The following is a 17,909-nucleotide window of genomic DNA, read 5'->3' on the forward strand; positions in this document are numbered from 1 at the left end:
GACGCGAGGGCGGGGACGGCCGCTACGCCTCCTCGGAGACCCCCAGGTACATCACGCTCGGGTGCGCGGGGTTGAAGGCGATGGAGGTGACCCGGTCGTAGGCGTTGTGGTTGACGGTGACGCGGTCCTTGCGGGACTCGTACTTGTAGATGTCCGTGCCGATCGCCGACCAGCCGGTGCCGAAGTCGAAGTAGAGGACGTCGGCGTCCTTCGGGTGCGGGGCGAGCAGCGGCCCGTTGGGGATCGTCACCACCGCGTCCTGGTCCACGGCGGGGGTGAAGTTCCGGCCGCCGTCGTCCGAGCGGTAGATGTGCCGGCCGCCGGACGGCACGCCGGCCTCCAGCTCCGCCAGGTTGAGCCCCATCGCCCACACGACGTTCCCGGCGGCCGGAGAGATCGCGGCGCTGAACACGTTGACCCGGTCGCCGTCCCCGGCCAGCCCCGCGGCCGAGGTCCAGGTGCGGCCGCCGTCGAAGGTGACGCGGGCGCCGGTGTCGGAGGCGCCGAGCACCACGTGGTCCAGGTCGTGCGGGTCGAACACCGCCGTGTAGGACATGCGGGTGTCGCTCGGTGACCAGGCCGGCACGCCGACGGGCTGCCAGGTGCGCCCGCCGTCCCGCGACTCGTGCAGCTGGCCCAGCAGGTCGGACGCCCGCAGGCGGTCGCCGTCGCCCCGGTCCACGCCGATCCCGATCAGGTCGCCGCCCGGCCCGGTGAGCGGCGTGACGCCCTCGGGCGTGGCGAGGGCCAGGTTGCCGTCACGGTCCCAGGCGTAGGCCCGGCCGCCCTGGGCGGCGGCCAGCTCGATGTAGGAGCCCTTGACCTCGCCGGCCACGTTCCAGGTGCAACCCGCGTCCTTGGAGGCCAGCAACTGCCTGTTGGACATGGCCAGCAACTGGTTCGGGCGGTCGAGCGCGACCAGCCCGGTGGTGTAGACGATCGGGCCGAGCACCTTGCTGGTGGACGCGATCTTCTTGCCGTCGTTCCACGCATACGTCACAGAGCCGTCACCGGCGACCGTCTGGCAGACCGGCCGGCTCCAGCCCGAGCCGTCGAAACCCTCATTGGAGGTCCTCGCCACGGCGGGCGTGGTGGCACACAAGACCGTCAGCGCGGTCGCGAGCCCGATGGTGAACGCCTTCTTCAAAACTGCCTCCCCGACAGGAATCTGGTACGCGTTCGTTCCTATCGGTGAATGCGATGCTCAGGCTAGGTCTGCCCGCGGCTGGTTCACGCCATGGCAGGTATCTGTCAAACTGTTCGATCATGAACGCGGACGACAACGCCCTCGCCGCCGTCGGCGTGGACGCCGAGGACGAGCAGATCTACCGCACCCTGCTGCGCCGGCCGCGCACCACGCTGCCCGAGCTGGCCGCGCACACCGGCCGCACCACCGTGGCCCTGCGCCGGGCGTGCTCCCGGCTGGAGGCGCTCGGCCTGGTCAGCCGCATGGCCGGCCGACCCGTCCGGTACGTGCCGACCAGGCCCGACGTGGCGGTGGCCGCCCTCATCTCCCGCCGCGAGGAGGGGCTGGCCCAGGCCAGGCTGGCCGCGCTCGCGCTGCTGGCCGAGACGCCGCGGACGGAGAACCTGGCGCCCGAGGAGCTGGTCGAGGTCGTCCAGGGGCAGGCGGCCGTGGTGCAGCGGTTCACCCAGTTGCAGCAGACCGCGACCGAGGAGCTCCTGGTCCTCGACCGGCCCCCGTACGCCCAGGACCCGTCCCAGCAGAACGCCCCCGAGATGGAACGCCTGGCGCACGGCCTCGTGGTGCGCGGCATCTACGACGCCTCGGCCCTGGAGATCCCCGGCAAGCTCCGTCTCGCCCAGGAGTCGGCGGCGGCCGGGGAGCAGGCCAGGGTGAGCCCCGAGGTGCCCATGAAGCTGGCCATCGCCGACCGCAGGACCGCCATCCTGCCGCTGAACGCCGACGCCTCGGCCCACTCCGGCAGCGCGGTCATCGTGCACTCCTCGTCGCTGCTCGACGCGCTGGTCGCCCTGTTCGAGGTCCTGTGGCGGGCGGCGCTGCCGCTCCCGCTCTACGACGCGCGCTCCCGCCCGGCAGACCTGCCGGACCCCGAGCTGTTCACGCTGCTCGCGGCCGGGCTCAAGGACGAGGCGGTCGCCCGTCAGCTCGGGGTGAGCCTGCGCACGGTGCACCGCAGGGTTAGCGAGGTGATGGACCGGCTCGGCGCCCGCACCCGCTTCCAGGCCGGCCTGCTGGCGGCGCGCCGCGGCTGGTGCGACCCGGACGCCTGACCGCCGTCCCGCCCATGCGAAAGACAAATCGGCATGACCCGTGCCGGATGCCGCCTTGTAGCATCGGGGCATGATCTTCACAGCGGGCACCGCCGACGTCGCCGTCGTCCTGGGGCCGGGCGGTCCGGTGGGCACGGCCTGGCTGCTCGGCCTGGCGGCGGGCCTGCGCGCGGCGGGCGTGGAGCTCGCGGACGCCGATCTGCTCGTCGGCACCTCGGCGGGCGCGATCACCGCCGCCGCCCTGGCCGCCGGACGCGATCTGGACGAGCTCGCCGACCTGCCGCCCGCGCCCCCGGGCCGGCGGACCGGGGACCCGACCGTGATGCCGCGCGTCCTGCAGATGCTCAACGCGCCCGGCGCCGACCCGCGGGAGGCGCTGCGCCAGGCCGGCGCGCTCGCCCTGGAGGCGGACGCGCTGCCGGAGGAGGACCATCTGGCCGCCATGCGCCGGCTCGTCGGCACCGGCTCCTGGCCCGGCCGCCCGCTGCTGATCACCGCCGTGGACGCCGTCAGCGGCGAGCCGGTGGTCTGGGGCGGCGACAGCGGCGTCCCGTTGCACGCCGCCGTCGCCGCCAGCAGCGCCGCCCCCGGCCACGCCGTCCCGATCACCGTCGGCGCGCGCCGGTACATGGACGGCGCGCTCGGCGGCGGGTCCAACGTGCACCTCGCCGCGGGCGCGGGCGCGATCGTCCTCGTCGAACCGCTCGCGCACGTGTTCCCGGGCCCGGCGCTCGAGCGGGGCGTGCGGATCGTGCCCGACCAGGCGGCGCTGGAGGCGTTCGGGCCGGACCTCGGCGACCGGAGCCGGTGGGGGCGGGTCTACCTGGCGGGACGCCGTCAGTCCGCCGGGCTCGCCGACCTGGTCGGGCCGTATCTTCGGGGCCGCTCCGCCCAGGCCTGAACGAGCGCGTGCCCGGCACGCAGCGGATCGGGGCAGGTGCGCGTTCCCTGTGCATGAATGTTGACATCGTCGCCCGCGCGTCCCCGCCGCCGGCCGGCGCCGCCGACGCGGTGGCCGGCCTGTACCGGGAGCACCGGCTCGCCCTCGTCCGCCTGGCCCTGCTGCTCGTGGGCGACCGGGAGAGCGCGGAGGACGTCGTCCAGGACGTCTTCTCCAGGTTGCCCGGCCGGAGCCCGGCCGCCCTCACCTTGCCGTACGTGCGGGTCTGCGTGCTGAACGCCGCGCGCTCGCTGCTGCGCAGGCGCAGTGTCGCCGCCAGGGCGATCCTGCGGCGGCGCGACGACCCGGTGGACTCGGCCGAGACGACCGCGCTCCTGGGCGAATCCCGGCAGGAGATGCTCGCGGCGCTCGGCCGGTTGCCCCGGCGGCAGCGCGAGGTTCTCGTCCTGCGTTACTACCTCGACCTGTCCGACGCCGACATCGCCGAGGCGACGCGCCTGCGGCAGAGCACGGTACGGTCCACCGCCTCCAGAGCTCTGGAGCGGCTTGAGCGCGAACTGGGAGGCCGGGCATGACCACGATCGAGGACCGGCTCAGGGACGCGTTGGCGGCCAGGGCCGAGACGGTTCAGGACGACGGGCGGCCGCGGGTCGCGCCGCCGCCGCGCCGGGGGGCGACGGCGGCCCGATGGTGGTGGGCGCCGGTGGCGGTGGCGACCGCGACCGCCGCCGTGGTGGGCGTCACCGTCCTGGGGACCCGGACGATCGGCTCCGCGCCGCCGTCCGCCGCGGCCCCGTCGGCCGCCGCCGGCCGCCTGTCGCCGCCGGTCGCGCAGGTGTGGCCGGGCGCGGTGCACGAGATCCCGGCGACGGGGCCCGGCGGCCGGGCCTTCGTGCCGGACGTGTTCGTCGCCGACCGGGTGGTGGCCGGCCGGGGGCTCACCGGGAACCGGCTCGACGGCATCTGGTCGTACGACCTCGACAAGCGCGCGTTCACCCAGGTCGCGCCGCTGCAGGACGTCAAGGTCACCAACGAGCCGCTGGTCTTCGGCGACGGCTACCTGGCGTGGTCGGCGCTCCGGGACGACCGGTCGGAGATCTGGGCGGTGCCCGTCAGCGGGGGCGTCCCGCGGCGGATCGCGGCGCTGAGGGCCGTGCTGTCCAGCGACAACGCCTACACCGGGCTCAAGAAGCTGGCCGTCGCCGGCGGCATGGCCGTGTGGTCGCCCGCCGACGGCGGCGTCTACCGGGCCCCGCTCAAGGGCGGGACCGTGTCCCTGGTCAGCGGGACGAAGGGCTTCTACCTGGTCGAGTGGCCCTGGGCCGGATGGCCGGTGCAGGACCCGACGGTCGACCACCCCGTCGCCCGGCCTCTGGAGCACCTGAAGAACGTGCTCACCGGCCGGTCCAGGAACGCGGTCCCGGCCAAGAAGCGCTCGTCGTGGACCGACTGCGGCCCGGTGTGGTGCCTCGACGGGACGACGGCCTGGCGGCGCGACGGAACGGACCGCCGCGACCTGCCCGGCAACGCCACGGGAACGCTGATCTCCGGCCGCTTCGTCCTGCTCCACCAGAAGGACGCCGGCGGCGGCCAGGCGCTGGCCCTGCACGACGTCGCCACGAAGCGCACCGGCCGGCTCTTCCCCGTGCCGACGCGCAGAGGCGACAAGGCCCCGCCCACGCTGTACTTCCACGAGGGCGTGGTCTGGTTCCGGACGGCGGAGGGCACCCAGGTGGTGATCGACCTGAAGGCGGCCGGCCGCTGAGCGAGGGCCGCCCGAGAATCGTCCGGCCGGACAGGCATAGCGGGAGTGCCCCGCGCGCGTCTCAGGGGTGTCATTCACACGTTTGGAGGTGGTCGTGGACCCTGCGGACGAGCAAGGCTTCCGCGAGTTCGTCTCTGCGCGCTCGCCTGCCCTGATGCGGCTCGGGTTCATGCTCAGCGGCGGCGACCAGCACGCGGCCGAGGATCTCGTGCAGGCCGCGCTGGCCAAGCTGGCGGCCCGGTGGCGGCAGGTGGACGCCCCCGAGGCGTACGTCCGGCAGATCATGTACCGGCAGCAGGTGACCTGGTGGCGCGCGATCGGGCGGCGCGGCGAGGTGATCCAGGCCGAGCCGCCCGACCGGCCGGGGGCCGACGGGACGCACCAGAGCGACCTGCGCATGGTGCTGCGCGCCGCGCTGGCCCGGCTCACCCCGAGGCAGCGTGCCGTGCTGGTGCTGCGCTACTTCGAGGACCTGCCGGAGGACCGGATCGCCGCCATGCTGTCCTGCTCGGTCGGCACGGTGCGGAGCACCACGTTCCGGTCGCTCGCCCGGCTGCGGCAGATCGCCCCGGAACTGGCTGCGGAACTGGAGGTCACCACATGAACCGGCTGCTTCGCGACACCATGGAGGAGTGGGCCGACGAGGTGCGGCTGCCGCACGACCTGGCCGACCGGGCGCTACGGCGGCGTGCCCGGCCACCGGTCATGGCGGTCGTGCTGGCGGCCGGGATGGCCGTCGTCGTGGCGGTGCTGGCCGTCGGGCTGCACGGCCGGAGCACGACCGTGCGCCCGGCGAACGGGGTGCCGGTGCCCGTGCGTCCGTCGGTGACGTCCACGGACGTGCGGGCCGACGTCGAGAACGCGCCGCCGAAGAAGTTCGTGGCGGCGGGGGACGTGGCCGTCTCCGCCTACTTCACCACCTGGCTGGAGAAGACGCCCGGGGGCGGCGAGCGCGTGCGGCGCACCTGGCACCTGTACGACCCCCGCTCCGACGGCTACGAGAGGACGCCGTGGGCCTGGCTGGACGTGGCGCCGGGGCTCCAGCTCGCGGCGGTGCTCCAGGGCGAGCGGATCGGCAGGCGGGTCGGGATCGTCGACATGAACACCCGGCAGGCCCTCGCCTGGATCGACCTGGAGCACGACGTCGGCTCGCTGGTCTGGTCGCCGGACGGCACCAGGGTGCTGGCCACGGCGTACTCGCAGTATCCGGAGCGGAGCCGCAAGCAGGTGGGCGAGAACTCCTACACCGTCGAGGAGTTCGTCCAGCCCCGGATCGGCTTCTACGTCATCGACGTCGCCACCGGCCAGGCCGCCTACCACCCGCTGCCGTCGCTGGACCGCGACGGCAAACCCGGGAACATGAACGCGCGCCAGGACCTCGGCTGGAGCCTGGACGGGTCCATGCTCTGGGAACCGACCGACACCATGCCCGACAGGTTGTGGCTCGGCCTCGACGGCACCCGCAGGGACGGCCCGCCCGGCGACCGGTACATCGACTACTCGGGCTGGTCGAAGGTCTCGCCCGACGGCAGGCGGACGCTGGACCGCGACCTGCCGCCGTCGGTGCCGGGCCGGCAGCTGGTGCTGCAGCACCTGGCCTGGGCCGACAACGACAACGTGGTGGTGCTGGGCTGCGCGGGCGCGTGCAAGAACGAGTTCGACAACGGCCTGGCGCTGGCCGGCGCCGACGGCGAGCGGATGATCCAGCTCACCGGCAGCCGCGACCGCGGCGGCGAGGAAACCTGGCAGTGGGTGCTCACCCGCCGGAACTAGGTCCGGCGCCCGCCCCGAGCCCCGTGCCGTCTCCGGCACGGGGCTTACCCATGCCACTTGCCAGGGACTGAACATGTGTTTAGTGTACTGAACATGTGTTCAGACCTGACCGCTCAGGCCAAGATCCGCAACGCGGCCATCGCGCACTTCGCCCGTGACGGCTTCGGCAAGACCAACCTGCGCGCCGTGGCGGCGACCGCCGGGGTGAGCCCCGCCCTGGTCATCCACCACTTCGGCAGCAAGGAGAAGCTCCGGAGCGCCTGCGACGAGCACGTCCTGGGCATCCTGGTCCGGCGGGCCGGCGGCGCCCGCCCGAGCGGCATGCAGGACCTCTTCCGCGAGTACCTGTCCAACCCGGAGGAGTACCGCCTCCAGATGCGGTACATGCTGCGCGCGATCGAGGAGGACACACCGGCCGCGGCCACGTTCGTCGAGACGCTGGTGGAGGAGTCGGAACAGGTCCTGCGGGCCGGGATCGCCGACGGCTCGATGCGGCCGTCCTCCGACGTGCGGGCGCTGGCGGTGCTGACCGTGCTCAACAGCGTGGCCACGCTGACCATGCCGCCGTCGCTGGCGCGCGCGCTGGGCCACGAGCAGTTCGGGCCCGACGTGCTGCGCCGCCTCGCGCTGCCCACGCTGGAGCTCTACACCCACGGGCTGTTCACCGACGACGCCGCCCTCAAGGCGGCCCGGGCCGCCCTCGACGACTCACCCCAGGAAGAGGACTGACACGATGACCATCCCCCTCCCCGACCTCACCCCACTGGAGAACACGCTCTGGCTCACCCTGGCCGGCAAGGCGCTCGACTACCGGGCCGAGCACCCGATCCTGCGCGACCGGACGGCCTACGACCTGGCCGCGAAGCTCGACCTCGACACCGCCCGGTTCAAGCTCTCCGCCAGCCCGGTCGTGGGCATCGCCCACCGCTCCCTGGTCATGGACGACATCGTGCGGCGGTTCGTCGCCCGCCGTCCCGACGCGGTCGGGCTCGACCTGGGCGCCGGGCTCGACACCCGCGTCCACCGCGTCGACCCGCCCCCCACCGTCGACTGGTACGACGTCGACCTGCCCGGCGTGGCCGAGGCCCGGCGCCTGCTGCTGCCGGAGCGTCCGCACGCCCACGTCATCGGCCGCGACCTCAACGACCCCGGCTGGCTGGACGAGGTGCCCTCCGACCGTCCGGCCGTGATCGTCGCCGACGGCCTGATCGGGTTCCTGTCGCAGGAGGAGCTGGCCGGCCTCCTCGACCGGCTCGTCCGCCACTTCCCCGCGGGCGAGATCTGCTTCAACGGCTACACGAGGTTCCACGTGTGGGCGGCCAGGAAGTACGCCGGCACCCGGTCCGTCGCCCCCTTCCTGAAGTCGCCGGGATTCGACACGCCGCAGGACATCGTGCGCCTGGAACCCCGGCTGAAGCTGGTGCGCGAGATCTTCCTGGCCCGCGAGCCCGAGGTCGCCGGCTACCCGTGGACGACCCGGCTGGCGAGCCGGCTCACCTCCTGGAGCACGTCCCTGTCCCGCAAGGGCACCGCCGTCCAGCACTACCGCCTCTGAGGGGCGGGCTCGGCCCGGCGGATCAGGCGTCTGCCCAGCCGCTGCGCCGGCGCCTCCACCCACCGCCAGGTCAGCGCGCACAGACCGAGCAGCGCCGCGCACACCGCGGCCAGGAGCGTCAGCCGTGCCGCGAGCGGCACGCCCGACGGCTCCGGCAGGAAGAACTCGACGCTCTCCAGCAGCAGCGGGTGCAGCAGGTAGATCGAGTACGACACCAGCCCCAGCCAGGTCAGCCACGACGGCATCGCGCGGCGGCGCAGCGCCATCGCGGCGGCGAAGGTCAGCCAGGCCGCCACGGTCGCCACCTGCGTCCCGAGCTCGGCGCGCGCCGGCCACAACCCCGCCAGCGGGATCAGCGCCACCCAGACGAGATGCCGGTGACCGAGCAGTCCGGCCTCGACGCGGTAGAGCACGGTGCCGGCGAACATGGTCGCCAGGATGAACAGCCCCTGCCACGGCCCGGGGTAGCTCTGGTTGACCGCCAGCAGCAGCAGGACCGTGCCCGCGACGGCCACGGCGCCCGCCTGCCGGACGCGCCTGCCGCCGCGCAGGACGGCGGCCAGCCCGGCGCCCAGCACGACGGTCACCACGACCACGACCGTGAGCATCCGGCTCGCGCCGCCCGCCGACAGCAGCGTCACCGGCAGCAGCCCGGCGCCGAGCACGGCGGCCGCCGCGAACCCGAGCGCGGCGGCCGCGCTGCGCCGGTGCACGCCGAGGGTGAACATCGCGGTCAGCAGCAGGTAGAAGGCCATCTCGTAGGACAGCGTCCACAGCACGTTGGCCACGTTCGGCGCGTACAGCAGGTTCTGCAGCATGCCGGCGTGTGCCAGGGCCATGGCCAGCGGCCGGGTGTCCCACCAGACGTGCAGGTCGTCCCAGCCGAGCGCGGCGAGCAGCAGCATGCCGGCCACGCACACGGCGAACAGCGGCCACAACCGGAAGAACCGCGAGATCCAGAAGGCCCGCACGCTGCCCCGGCGTTCCAGTGACGCGGGCACGATGTAGCCGCTGACCAGGAAGAACACCATCACGCCGTACCAGCCGGGATCGAAGACGGCCTTGATCGGCGGGCGTGCCTCCGGCCACAGCGGTTCGAGCGCGTGCTCGAAGACCACCACCATCGCGGCGAGCCCGCGTAACGCGTCCAGCCAGGCCAGCCGCCCGGCATTCGGCGGGGCCGAGCCTTCGACCGCGAGGGGAGCACGAAGCATCAGGACATCGTAGTGAGAAGTACGGTTTACAGCCTTACGACCGTCCACAGTGAGCGACGGCCATGCGGCGCGCCTGGCCGCCCCCCTTGGGGGTCACAGCCCCGACATGGACGCGGCCAGGTACTGCCCGAGCTGCGGGATCCGCGCGTCGGACAGGCGGCTGGACGGGCCGGAGATGCCGGCCGCGCCGATCAGGGAGCCGCGGATCCGCACCGGCACCGCGACGCACCGGACGCCCGTCTTCGTCGTGCGTTACCTGAGCCGGTTCATGGCGCTCGAACCCGGCGACCTGATCAACACCGGCACGCCCGCGGGCGTCGGCATGGGCTTCGACCCGCCCGTCTACCTGCGGCCGGGCGACCGGATGGAGCTCGGCATCGACGGCCTGGGCCGCCAGACGCAGTCCGTCGTGGCCGCCCCCTGACCCGACCGGCGCGGCCCGCCCTGAACCGTCCGGACGGGCCGCCCCGCATCGTCCGGACGGGCCGGCGCGTCTAGGAACGCCAGCCGGGCAGGCGGTCGGTCTCGCAGCCGGCGTCCTCGATAGCCGCCACGATGAAACTCTCCTCGACCGGGCCCTCGGTGAGCACGCTCACCCGGCCGGCCGCCAGGTTCACGTCCACGCCCACCACCCCTGGGATCAGGGCCAGCTCCCGCTTCACCGCCTCCACGCACGTGGCGCAGCTCCCGGTGTTCAGGTCGGGGATGCCGTAGGTGACGAGGCTGTGGACAAGGGTGATCATAAAGTCCTCCGAAGTGCCGTACAGGGGTTGGGTATGGGGTCCGTTTCACCACGCCGTACCCTTTTCTGAGCTTGCCGCACGGAGAGCGGCGACGACAGCGGAAACGACTTCCCCTTCCCGCCATGGCGGGAAGGGGACAGGAGAGGGACGTGAGCGACGAGGCCACCGCCAGGCGGGTGTACACGCGGATGCGCCGGCACCGGGAGTCGTTCGGCGCGGCCGCCGCCGGGCTGGGGCTGCGCGGCGCCGAGGCCGAGCGGGCCCGCGACCGGCTGACCAGGCTCAGCCTGCTCAACCCCGGCGCCGAGATCGCCGTCGACGCGATGGCGGCGCTCAACCGCATGCTGCTCGGCGGCGAGGAGCTGCTCGGGCTGCTCGCCGAGCAGCGGGCCGCCTCCAGGGAGCTCACCGAGCACTACCTGCGCCTGGACGGCGACCCCCAGGACGCCCGCGTCGAGTTCTTCCCCCGGTCCAACGTGGAGGCCCTGCGCGTGAAGCTGCGGGCGGCGACGGACCTGGCCCGCGAGGAGGTCATGGGCATGCACATGCCGCACGCCTGGGAGCCGGAACGGCTGCGGCACTCGCGGGCCGAGGACGTGCGCGCGGTGGCCCGCGGCGTGCGGGTGCGCATCATGCACGCCCAGAGCCAGCTGGCCCAGCCGGCGATGCGCGAGCACGTCCAGGGCATGCTGGAGGGCGGGGTCGAGGTGCGCACCATGCCGTTCGTCCCGGTACGGCTGATCATGCTGGACCGCGAGCTGGCCGTGGCCGAGGTGATGCCCGGCGACCTCATGGCGGGGGCGATGCTCATCGAGGGACGCGGGCTGGTCGCCTCCTACGCCGCGCTGTTCGACTACTGCTGGATGACCGCCTCCGAACCGGGCGACGTGCCCAGGGCGGCCGACGGCGAAGAGCTCAACGACCAGCAGCGGGCGGTGCTGCGCCTGCTGGCCACGGGTGCCAAGGACGACGCCATCGCCCGCGCCCTGGGCGTCTCGAACCGCACGGTGACCAGGGTCGTGGCCGAGCTGACCGCCCAGCTCGGCGCCGACAGCCGCTTCCAGGCAGGCGTCCGCGCCGCCAAGCTCGGCTGGATCTGAGCCGGGAAGGCCCCCTCTCCCCCGATTCGCGCGCCGGGCGGATCGGGGTTGTGAAACTCGCATTGTTCTATCAGGATTAGAACATGCTCTATCGCGTCGACCCGAGCAGCAGCACGCCGTTGAGCGAGCAGATCGCCGGATGCGTCCGCCGCGGCATCGCCGACGGGCTGCTGACCCCCGGCGACCGGCTGCCCTCCGGCCGCGACCTGGCCTCCTCGCTGGAGGTCAACATGCACACCGTGCTGCGCGCCTACGCCGACCTGCGCGACGAAGGACTGATCGAGCTGCGTCCCGGCCGCGGCGCCACCGTCACCAGGACGAACCCGCGCGAGCGGGCACAGCTCGTGCAGACCGTCCGGCACCTTGTCACCGTGGCCCGCCGCGCGGGCCTGAACCGCGACGAACTGATGTCGCTGGTGGGGAAGGAATTCACATGATCGGTAAGGTCCGATGGCTGACGGGCGCAGTCGCCCTGCCCGCGACGGTTCTGGGCGGTGCCGGGCTGACCGTGCTCGCCTGGCGTCAGCGGCTGCCCGCCGCGTTACCCGGCCGGAGCGGCGCGGCCCGCGGCTCCACCGTAACGGTCGAGCAGTTGTCGACCCTGCTGCTCGGCGTCCCGGCGGCTGTCTGGCTGGCCGGGCTGGCCGCGTTCGCGCTGGCCGGCCGCGCGCCGGCCTCGCGCGCCCATGCGATACGGACGGCGATCGTGGTCCCGGTCGTCACGATCGCCGTCGCGCCGGCCACGTCCCTGCTGGTCATCCTGCACGCCGCACTCGACGCCCCCGCCGCGGCCCAGGCGGCTGCGCCCTCGCCGGCGGTGATGGGCGTGCTCGTCCCCGTGGCCACGCTCGCCGGCGCGCTCGCCGCCTTCCTGCTGGCCGGCCGCCGCGCCCCCGTCGGCCGGGCCGCCGGCGCCCCCGCTCCCGACGCTCCCCGGCTGCCGCTGCGCGGCCAGGAGAAGGTCTCCTGGCAGGAACGGCGCGTCATCCGGGCCGTCGACCTGGGCGTGGCCGCTCTCGCGCTGACCGGGGCGGCCATGACGGCGGCGCTCGTCCTCACCGTCGGCCCCGCGGGCTGGGCCGGGGCCGCCGTCGTGGTCGTCGCCGTGGTGCTGCTGCCGATGCGCTCCTACCGGCTGGCCATCGACGAGCGCGCGGTGACCGTCGCGCTCGGCCCGATCAGCCGGGAGGTCGCGGTCGGCAGCGTGCGCCGCGCCGACGCGGTCGACGTCCCGGCGGATCGGTGGCTGCTCAACGGAGCCCTGCACGGAGCCGGGGCGGGCATGTTGCTGCTGCCCGGGCCCGCGCTGGCCCTGCGCCTGGCCGACGGCACCGACTTCCTGGTGTCCTGCCGCGACGCCCCCACCGCCGCCGGCCTGATCAACAGCCTGCGCGACCAGGCCGCCTGAGCGCCCGGGGCCGGCACGGCGGTGACATTGGTCAATGTGATCACGCTGATCCCATTGATCACTCGGCCACCGGCGTGCCGGGACCCGGCCTATACACTGCCGCTGTTCCTGGTTTTCGTGGCGCCCGGCCCGTCGCGGCCGTGCGCCACCGTTCTCCTGGGGGGCGCACCTGCGCCGCCTGCGTGTACACCCGATTCACGGATGGCATGGGGCAGGTGGGATGACGACGGTCGGGAAACCGGATCGGGTCGTGCCCGAACAGGGGCGGCCGTGGCCGCGCGGCGCGGCGCGGCACTACCGCCGAGATCCGCTGGGGTTCGTGGAGCAGGCGGCGGGCGCGCGCGGGCCGGTGTTCCGCCTGCCCGACGACGGATCGCTGTGCGTGGCCGACCCCGTGCAGGCCCTGCGCATCCTGCACGACGAGGCGGGCGACTACGCCGACGTGTCCGGGTTCTTCCACGTCGGCGGCGGGCTGCTCGGGCCGCGGGCGACGCAGGTGGCGATCGGCCGGGCGGCCCGTACGACGCTGCGCGCCCACGTGGCCGCCCGGCGCGAGCGGCTGCCCGCCGTGGTGGCGGGGCTGGGCGAGGTCAGCGAGTGGCCGTCGGCCGGGCGGGCCGCCGTGCACCGGTTCCTGGCCGACGCCCTGCTGCGGCCGGACAGCCCGCCCGCCCTGCGGGAGCTGATGGCGTACGTCGTGCGGCGCGAGGTGCTGATCCGTCCCGCCGGCCGGCTCGCGCGGTTGTCCCGCCGCGCCCTGTGGGCCCGCGTGGTACGGACGCTCGCCACCGAGGCCCGCGCCCGGCGGCGCGAACCGGCGGACGAGACGCGGCCCGGCGACCTGCTGGACGCCGTCCTGGGCGCCACCCCGCCCGGGACGCCGCCCGAGCACGTGGCGCAGGTGTACCTGCTGCTCTTCCGCACCTCGATCGCGCCGGTGGGCCACGCGGTGGCCTGGGCGCTGCTGTCGGCGGCCGCACACGGCGTCGATCTGGCCGCCGTGCCGCCCGAGTCGGCCGTACGCGAGTCGCTGCGGCTGTGGCCGGTGGCCTGGCTGCTCGGCCGCCCGGTACGCAGGGCCCATCAGGTCGGCGGCGTGCCGCTGGAACCGGGCGACAGCGTGTCCGTCTGCCCCTACCTGCTCCACCGCGACGAGCGGCACTGGCCGCGGGCCACCACGTTCCGCCCTGACCGCTGGGACGGCCCCGAACCGCGCGGCCCCTTCCTGCCCTTCGGCGGCGGCCCGTTCACCTGCGCCGGAGCGGGTGTCGCCCAGGCGCTGGCCACCGACCTGCTGGCCGCCCTGACCGACGCCGCCCGCCTGGAGGTGCGCGGCGGCACCGGCCGGCCGCACGTCGAGGGCATCATCACGCCCCCGCCCTTCCAGCTGCGCCGCACGCCACGCCAGACCTGACCACCAGCGGTTCGTCGAGGAAGGAGGTGATCCCCCATGAGGAAGCTGCTGCGCCGCGTCACCGGCCGCCGGGTCAACCGGCAGGCCTGGTACATCTGGTAACCGAGTCCGAGGGGCCGCGCCGGGCCGAGTGCCCGGCGCGGTCACCCGGCCCGCCGGCCGTTCAGGAGGCACGCATGTCGCATGTCGAGGAGACCCTGGCGGCCTACGAAGGCATCGCCGCCCGCTACGACGAGCTGAACGCGCAGATGGACACCGAGGCCCTGGTGGACCGCTTCGCCGAGGCGGTGGCGCGGCACGGCAACGGGGGGCGGCGGCTGCTGGACGCCGGTTGCGGCACCGGCCGCAGCAGCACGGCCTTCAAGAAGCGGGGATTCGCGGTGACCGGCTACGACCTGTCCCCGGCGATGGTGGCGACCGCGCGGCGGCGGCCGGGCGCCGGCGGCATCCCGTTCCTGGTCGGATCACTCCTGCGCCCTCCGCCGGAACTGTCCGGCTTCGACGTGGTCGCCTGCGTGGACGTGCCCCTGACGTACCTGACGAGCGCCGGCCAGCTGCGGCAGGCGCTGGCGGCGGCGCGCGACCGGCTCGCCGCGGGCGGGCTGGTGGTCTTCGACCTGAACACCATCGGCTACTACCGGCGCACGTTCGGCGTCCCGGTGGTCGCCGACCGCGGCGACCGGTACGTGGCCTGGTTCGCGCACTCGCCGCGGATCGAGGCCGACGAGATCGTGATCACCCAGTTCGACCTGTTCGAACGGGCCGGCGCGGGCTGGGAGCGGCTGTCGATGCGGCACGTGCAGCGCCACCACTCCGACCGCACGGTGCGCCGGGCCGCCGAGCTGGCCGGGCTGCGCGTGGTGGCCGCGCACGGGCTGGTGGGCACCTCGGTGCGCGACCCGGCCGACGAGGAGGCCCACGACCGGATCCTGTACGTCGCCCGCCCCGCCTGACGTTCGCTATATTCAGAATATGGTGAATCTACCGTCCGTCCTCTCCCTGCGGGGTTGCGACCTGCGTTACGCCGACAGCGGAGGCGGCGGCGTGCCGGTGGTGTTCTCGCACGGCGCCGGGGCCGACCACGTGATGTTCGACGCCCAGGCCCGCCACCTGCGGGCCCGGGGGTACCGCGTCGTCACCTGGGACCTGCGCGGCCACGGCCTCTCCCGCCCGGCCGGCGGGCGCTTCACCGCCGAGCAGGCGATCGCCGACCTGTGCGCGCTGGTCGAGCACCTGGGCCTGGACCGGCCGGTGCTCGTGGGGCAGTCCCTCGGCGGCAACCTCGGCCAGGCCGTCGTACGGCGGCATCCCGGCCTCGCCCGCGCCCTGGTCGTCATCGGCGCCACGCCGAACACGGCGCCGTTGACCTGGCGGGACCGCCTGCTGCTGAGGGCGGCGGCGCCGATGCTGACGATGATCCCCGCCAGGAGGCTGCCGCGGCTGATGGCCGACGCCTCCGCGACCACCCGGGCCGCCAGGGACGACGCCCGGCGGGCCTTCGGCCAGGTGCCGAAGAAGGAGTTCGTGCAGGTGTGGCGGGCCACCGTCGAGTTCCTCTCCCCCGACCCCGGCTACCGCACGCCGGTGCCCCTGTGCCTGATCCGCGGCGAGCGGGACACCACCGGCAACATCGCCTCGGCCATGCCCGGCTGGGCCCGCGCCGAAGGCGTCGAGGAGATCGTCGTCCCCGGGGCCGGCCACATCGCCAACCAGGACGACCCGCAGGCGGTCAACGAGGCGATCGAGGCGTTCCTGTGCACGCTCCCGGCGCCGGGGCGGGCGCGGCGATGAGCGCGCGGCACACGTTCGTCACCTCGGTGGGCGACCTGCTGGCCTCGTGGAACCTGCCGCACGCGACCGGGCGCGTCTACGGGCTGCTGCTCCTCACCGAGGAGCCGATCTCGCTCGACACCATCGCTGCCGAGCTGGAGCTGAGCAAGGGCGCGGTGAGCACCGCGGTGCGGCAGCTCGACTCCTGGGGCCTGGCCAGGGTGATCCCGCAGCCCGGCAGCCGGCGGCTCCTGGTGGAGGCCACCGGGGGGATCGATTCGCTGCTGGAGGCCAGCCAGGCGCGGGCCAGGACCCTGATCGCCGCCTTGCGCGAGGGCGAGGCCCTGGTGCGCCCCGGGCCCGCGCAGGAACGGCTGCAGGACGTGATCGGGTTGTTCGCCGGTTATGTCGACGTCGGCGGGCAGATGCTGGCCAGGCACCGGGAGCGACGCCCCGGATCGGACTCCGCGCGGCCGTCCTCCGCCGGGTAGGGTCTGCCCCACGAAGTCGATCAAGGGGGCCCGGCGGTGGAACTGCCAGACACGCGCGTGGACATGTCCCGGAGCGAACGGGCCAGAAGATACGGCGACGTCGCGAGCGCCCTGGCGTTGCACAGCGACCGGCAGCTCGGCCAGGCGCTGGAGCAGGCGCGGGTGCTGGGCGCGGGCATCGGCGGCACGTCGGTGCTGCTGGACGTCGAGGGCGTGCCGGTCTTCGCCAAGCGCATCCCGCTGACCGACCTGGAACGCCGGCCGGGCAACGTGATGTCCACCGCGAACCTGTTCGGGCTGCCGCCGTTCTGCCAGTACGGGGTCGCCGCCATCGGCACGCCCGGCTTCGGCGCGTGGCGCGAACTCGCCGCCGCCGCCATGACGACCGGCTGGGTGCTGGCCGGGCACAGCGCCGCCTTCCCGCTGCTGTACCACTGGCGGGTGCTGCCGGGCGCGCCGCCGCCGGCCGCCGAGCACGCCGACGTCGAGGCCGCCGTGGAGTACTGGGACGGGTCGCCCGCGGTACGCGAGCGCCTGCACGCCCTCGCCCGCGCCTCGGCCGGCATCGTGCTGTTCCAGGAGTTCATCCCCCACGACCTGAACCACTGGCTCGCCGCCCAGGTCGCCGCCGGCCAGGAGGCGGCGACGGCGGCGGCCGCCATGCTGGAGTCGTGCCTGCGGCGCGACGTGGCGTTCATGAACGGCCGGCACCTGATGCACTTCGACGGCCACTTCGGCAACATCCTCACCGACGGCGACCGTCTCTACCTCGCCGACCTGGGGCTGGCGACCTCCTCCCGGTTCGACCTGGCCAAGCCGGAGATCGAGTTCCTGGAGCGCAACCGCACCCACGACACCGCGTACGCGCTGGCGCGGCTGGTCAACTGGCTGGTCACCGACGTCTGCGGGGTGCGGTCGCCGAACGGCGCCGTCGAGGAGCGCAACGCCTACATCCGCGCGTGCGCCGAGGGCGCGGACCCCGCCGGCGCGCCCCCGGCCGTGGCCCCGATGATCCGCCGGTACGCTCCCGTGGCCGCGGCCGTGAACGACTTCCACTGGCACCTGTGGGGCACCAGCAGGACGACGCCGTATCCGAGCGAGAGGATCGAACGCGCCCTGAGCGCGATGCGCTGACGGCCGGGGCCGGGCTCGCTGGTGACGACCCGGCCGCCGGTGTCATACCGTCACATCATGGACGAGCACCGCCAGAACATCCCCGACGTTCTCCGCCCCGTACGGGACGCCGCCGCGGCCCTGGGTGAAGACCTCACCGACCTGGGCGACGCGCTGCGGGCGTTGCGGCGGGTCGAGGTGGAGGTGGAACTGGCGACCGATCTGCTGATGCGGCAGTCCAACGCGAAGGCGAACCAGGCCCGGCAAGAGACGTCCTGACCGGCCCGGCGAAGGCGCCGCCGCGCTGTTTCCCGTCCTGCGGCTCGGAGGCGAAGCGCGGCTTCGGCGCCCTGGTCGGGGCGCGGATAATCGCTCGGCAGGCGCAGGATGATCACACTGAACTTTC

The 17,909-nt window shown here is 74.0% G+C and carries 21 protein-coding genes; 18 read left to right on the top strand and 3 right to left on the bottom strand.

What is annotated here, in order from left to right:
• Positions 1–22: 22 nt before the first annotated feature.
• Complete coding sequence (locus ABT158_RS32640; protein WP_352360022.1) at positions 23–1,147, bottom strand: WD40/YVTN/BNR-like repeat-containing protein; 1,125 nt, start codon at positions 1,145–1,147, stop codon at positions 23–25.
• Between the two features lie 119 nt (positions 1,148–1,266).
• Between ABT158_RS32640 and ABT158_RS32645 the strand changes: the two genes are divergently transcribed.
• The 8 genes from ABT158_RS32645 (at position 1,267) to ABT158_RS32680 (ending at position 8,250) form a co-directional block, all read left to right on the top strand.
• The gene (locus ABT158_RS32645) at positions 1,267–2,256 is read left to right on the top strand and encodes a helix-turn-helix transcriptional regulator (RefSeq protein ID WP_352360024.1); all 990 of its coding nucleotides are present in this window, start codon (positions 1,267–1,269) and stop codon (positions 2,254–2,256) included.
• Between the two features lie 70 nt (positions 2,257–2,326).
• On the top strand, positions 2,327–3,157 hold the full coding sequence (locus ABT158_RS32650) for a patatin-like phospholipase family protein (RefSeq protein ID WP_352360026.1): 831 nt from the start codon (positions 2,327–2,329) through the stop codon (positions 3,155–3,157).
• Positions 3,158–3,210: 53 nt separating this feature from the next.
• Positions 3,211–3,732 (top strand): RNA polymerase sigma factor, encoded by a 522-nt coding sequence (locus tag ABT158_RS32655; RefSeq protein WP_352360028.1) that lies wholly within the window; start codon positions 3,211–3,213, stop codon positions 3,730–3,732.
• Positions 3,729–4,922 (top strand): TolB-like translocation protein, encoded by a 1,194-nt coding sequence (locus tag ABT158_RS32660; protein WP_352360030.1) that lies wholly within the window; start codon positions 3,729–3,731, stop codon positions 4,920–4,922. The genes ABT158_RS32655 and ABT158_RS32660 overlap by 4 nt, the downstream gene beginning before the upstream one ends.
• 94 nt (positions 4,923–5,016) lie before the next feature.
• Positions 5,017–5,526, top strand: coding sequence for a SigE family RNA polymerase sigma factor (locus ABT158_RS32665; protein WP_352360032.1), 510 nt, complete (start codon positions 5,017–5,019; stop codon positions 5,524–5,526).
• Positions 5,523–6,695 (top strand): hypothetical protein, encoded by a 1,173-nt coding sequence (locus ABT158_RS32670; RefSeq protein ID WP_352360034.1) that lies wholly within the window; start codon positions 5,523–5,525, stop codon positions 6,693–6,695. The genes ABT158_RS32665 and ABT158_RS32670 overlap by 4 nt, the downstream gene beginning before the upstream one ends.
• Positions 6,696–6,788: 93 nt before the next feature.
• The gene (locus ABT158_RS32675; RefSeq protein WP_352360036.1) at positions 6,789–7,424 is read left to right on the top strand and encodes a TetR/AcrR family transcriptional regulator; all 636 of its coding nucleotides are present in this window, start codon (positions 6,789–6,791) and stop codon (positions 7,422–7,424) included.
• A 4-nt stretch (positions 7,425–7,428) separates the two neighbouring features.
• Positions 7,429–8,250 (top strand): class I SAM-dependent methyltransferase, encoded by an 822-nt coding sequence (locus ABT158_RS32680; protein WP_352360038.1) that lies wholly within the window; start codon positions 7,429–7,431, stop codon positions 8,248–8,250.
• Here ABT158_RS32680 and ABT158_RS32685 read toward each other — a convergent pair.
• Positions 8,238–9,464: an acyltransferase family protein gene (locus ABT158_RS32685; protein WP_352360040.1), complete on the bottom strand. Its 1,227-nt coding sequence runs from the start codon at positions 9,462–9,464 to the stop codon at positions 8,238–8,240. The genes ABT158_RS32680 and ABT158_RS32685 overlap by 13 nt on opposite strands.
• Positions 9,465–9,513: 49 nt before the next feature.
• Here ABT158_RS32685 and ABT158_RS51335 point away from each other — a divergent pair, with 49 nt between their 5' ends.
• The gene (locus ABT158_RS51335; RefSeq protein ID WP_502911585.1) at positions 9,514–9,888 is read left to right on the top strand and encodes a fumarylacetoacetate hydrolase family protein; all 375 of its coding nucleotides are present in this window, start codon (positions 9,514–9,516) and stop codon (positions 9,886–9,888) included.
• 70 nt (positions 9,889–9,958) lie between these two features.
• On the opposite strand, the gene ABT158_RS32700 is transcribed toward ABT158_RS51335, so the two are convergent.
• The gene (locus ABT158_RS32700; RefSeq protein ID WP_352360044.1) at positions 9,959–10,207 is read right to left on the bottom strand and encodes a heavy-metal-associated domain-containing protein; all 249 of its coding nucleotides are present in this window, start codon (positions 10,205–10,207) and stop codon (positions 9,959–9,961) included.
• Positions 10,208–10,356: 149 nt separating this feature from the next.
• On the opposite strand from ABT158_RS32700, the gene ABT158_RS32705 reads away from it, so the two are divergent.
• The 9 genes from ABT158_RS32705 (at position 10,357) to ABT158_RS32745 (ending at position 17,782) form a co-directional block, all read left to right on the top strand.
• A complete protein-coding gene (locus tag ABT158_RS32705; protein ID WP_352360046.1) occupies positions 10,357–11,307 on the top strand; it encodes a helix-turn-helix transcriptional regulator in 951 nt (316 codons plus the stop codon).
• An 83-nt stretch (positions 11,308–11,390) separates the two neighbouring features.
• Positions 11,391–11,744 (top strand): GntR family transcriptional regulator, encoded by a 354-nt coding sequence (locus ABT158_RS32710; protein ID WP_352360048.1) that lies wholly within the window; start codon positions 11,391–11,393, stop codon positions 11,742–11,744.
• On the top strand, positions 11,741–12,715 hold the full coding sequence (locus ABT158_RS32715) for a hypothetical protein (RefSeq protein ID WP_352360050.1): 975 nt from the start codon (positions 11,741–11,743) through the stop codon (positions 12,713–12,715). Before ABT158_RS32710 ends, ABT158_RS32715 begins: the two co-directional genes overlap by 4 nt.
• Before the next feature lie 220 nt (positions 12,716–12,935).
• Complete coding sequence (locus tag ABT158_RS32720; RefSeq protein ID WP_352360052.1) at positions 12,936–14,129, top strand: cytochrome P450; 1,194 nt, start codon at positions 12,936–12,938, stop codon at positions 14,127–14,129.
• A gap of 176 nt (positions 14,130–14,305) precedes the next feature.
• A complete protein-coding gene (locus ABT158_RS32725) occupies positions 14,306–15,082 on the top strand; it encodes a class I SAM-dependent DNA methyltransferase (RefSeq protein WP_352360054.1) in 777 nt (258 codons plus the stop codon).
• Positions 15,083–15,101: 19 nt separating this feature from the next.
• Positions 15,102–15,920 (top strand): alpha/beta fold hydrolase, encoded by an 819-nt coding sequence (locus ABT158_RS32730; RefSeq protein ID WP_352360056.1) that lies wholly within the window; start codon positions 15,102–15,104, stop codon positions 15,918–15,920.
• The gene (locus ABT158_RS32735) at positions 15,884–16,390 is read left to right on the top strand and encodes a GbsR/MarR family transcriptional regulator (protein ID WP_352360058.1); all 507 of its coding nucleotides are present in this window, start codon (positions 15,884–15,886) and stop codon (positions 16,388–16,390) included. The genes ABT158_RS32730 and ABT158_RS32735 overlap by 37 nt, the downstream gene beginning before the upstream one ends.
• Positions 16,391–16,426: 36 nt before the next feature.
• Positions 16,427–17,524, top strand: a complete 1,098-nt coding sequence (locus ABT158_RS32740) for a serine/threonine protein phosphatase (RefSeq protein WP_352360060.1) — start codon at positions 16,427–16,429, stop codon at positions 17,522–17,524.
• Positions 17,525–17,581: 57 nt separating this feature from the next.
• Positions 17,582–17,782 (top strand): hypothetical protein, encoded by a 201-nt coding sequence (locus tag ABT158_RS32745; RefSeq protein ID WP_352360062.1) that lies wholly within the window; start codon positions 17,582–17,584, stop codon positions 17,780–17,782.
• Positions 17,783–17,909: the final 127 nt, after the last annotated feature.

Source organism: Nonomuraea sp. NPDC001636 (assembly GCF_040298265.1).
GTDB lineage: Bacteria > Actinomycetota > Actinomycetes > Streptosporangiales > Streptosporangiaceae > Nonomuraea.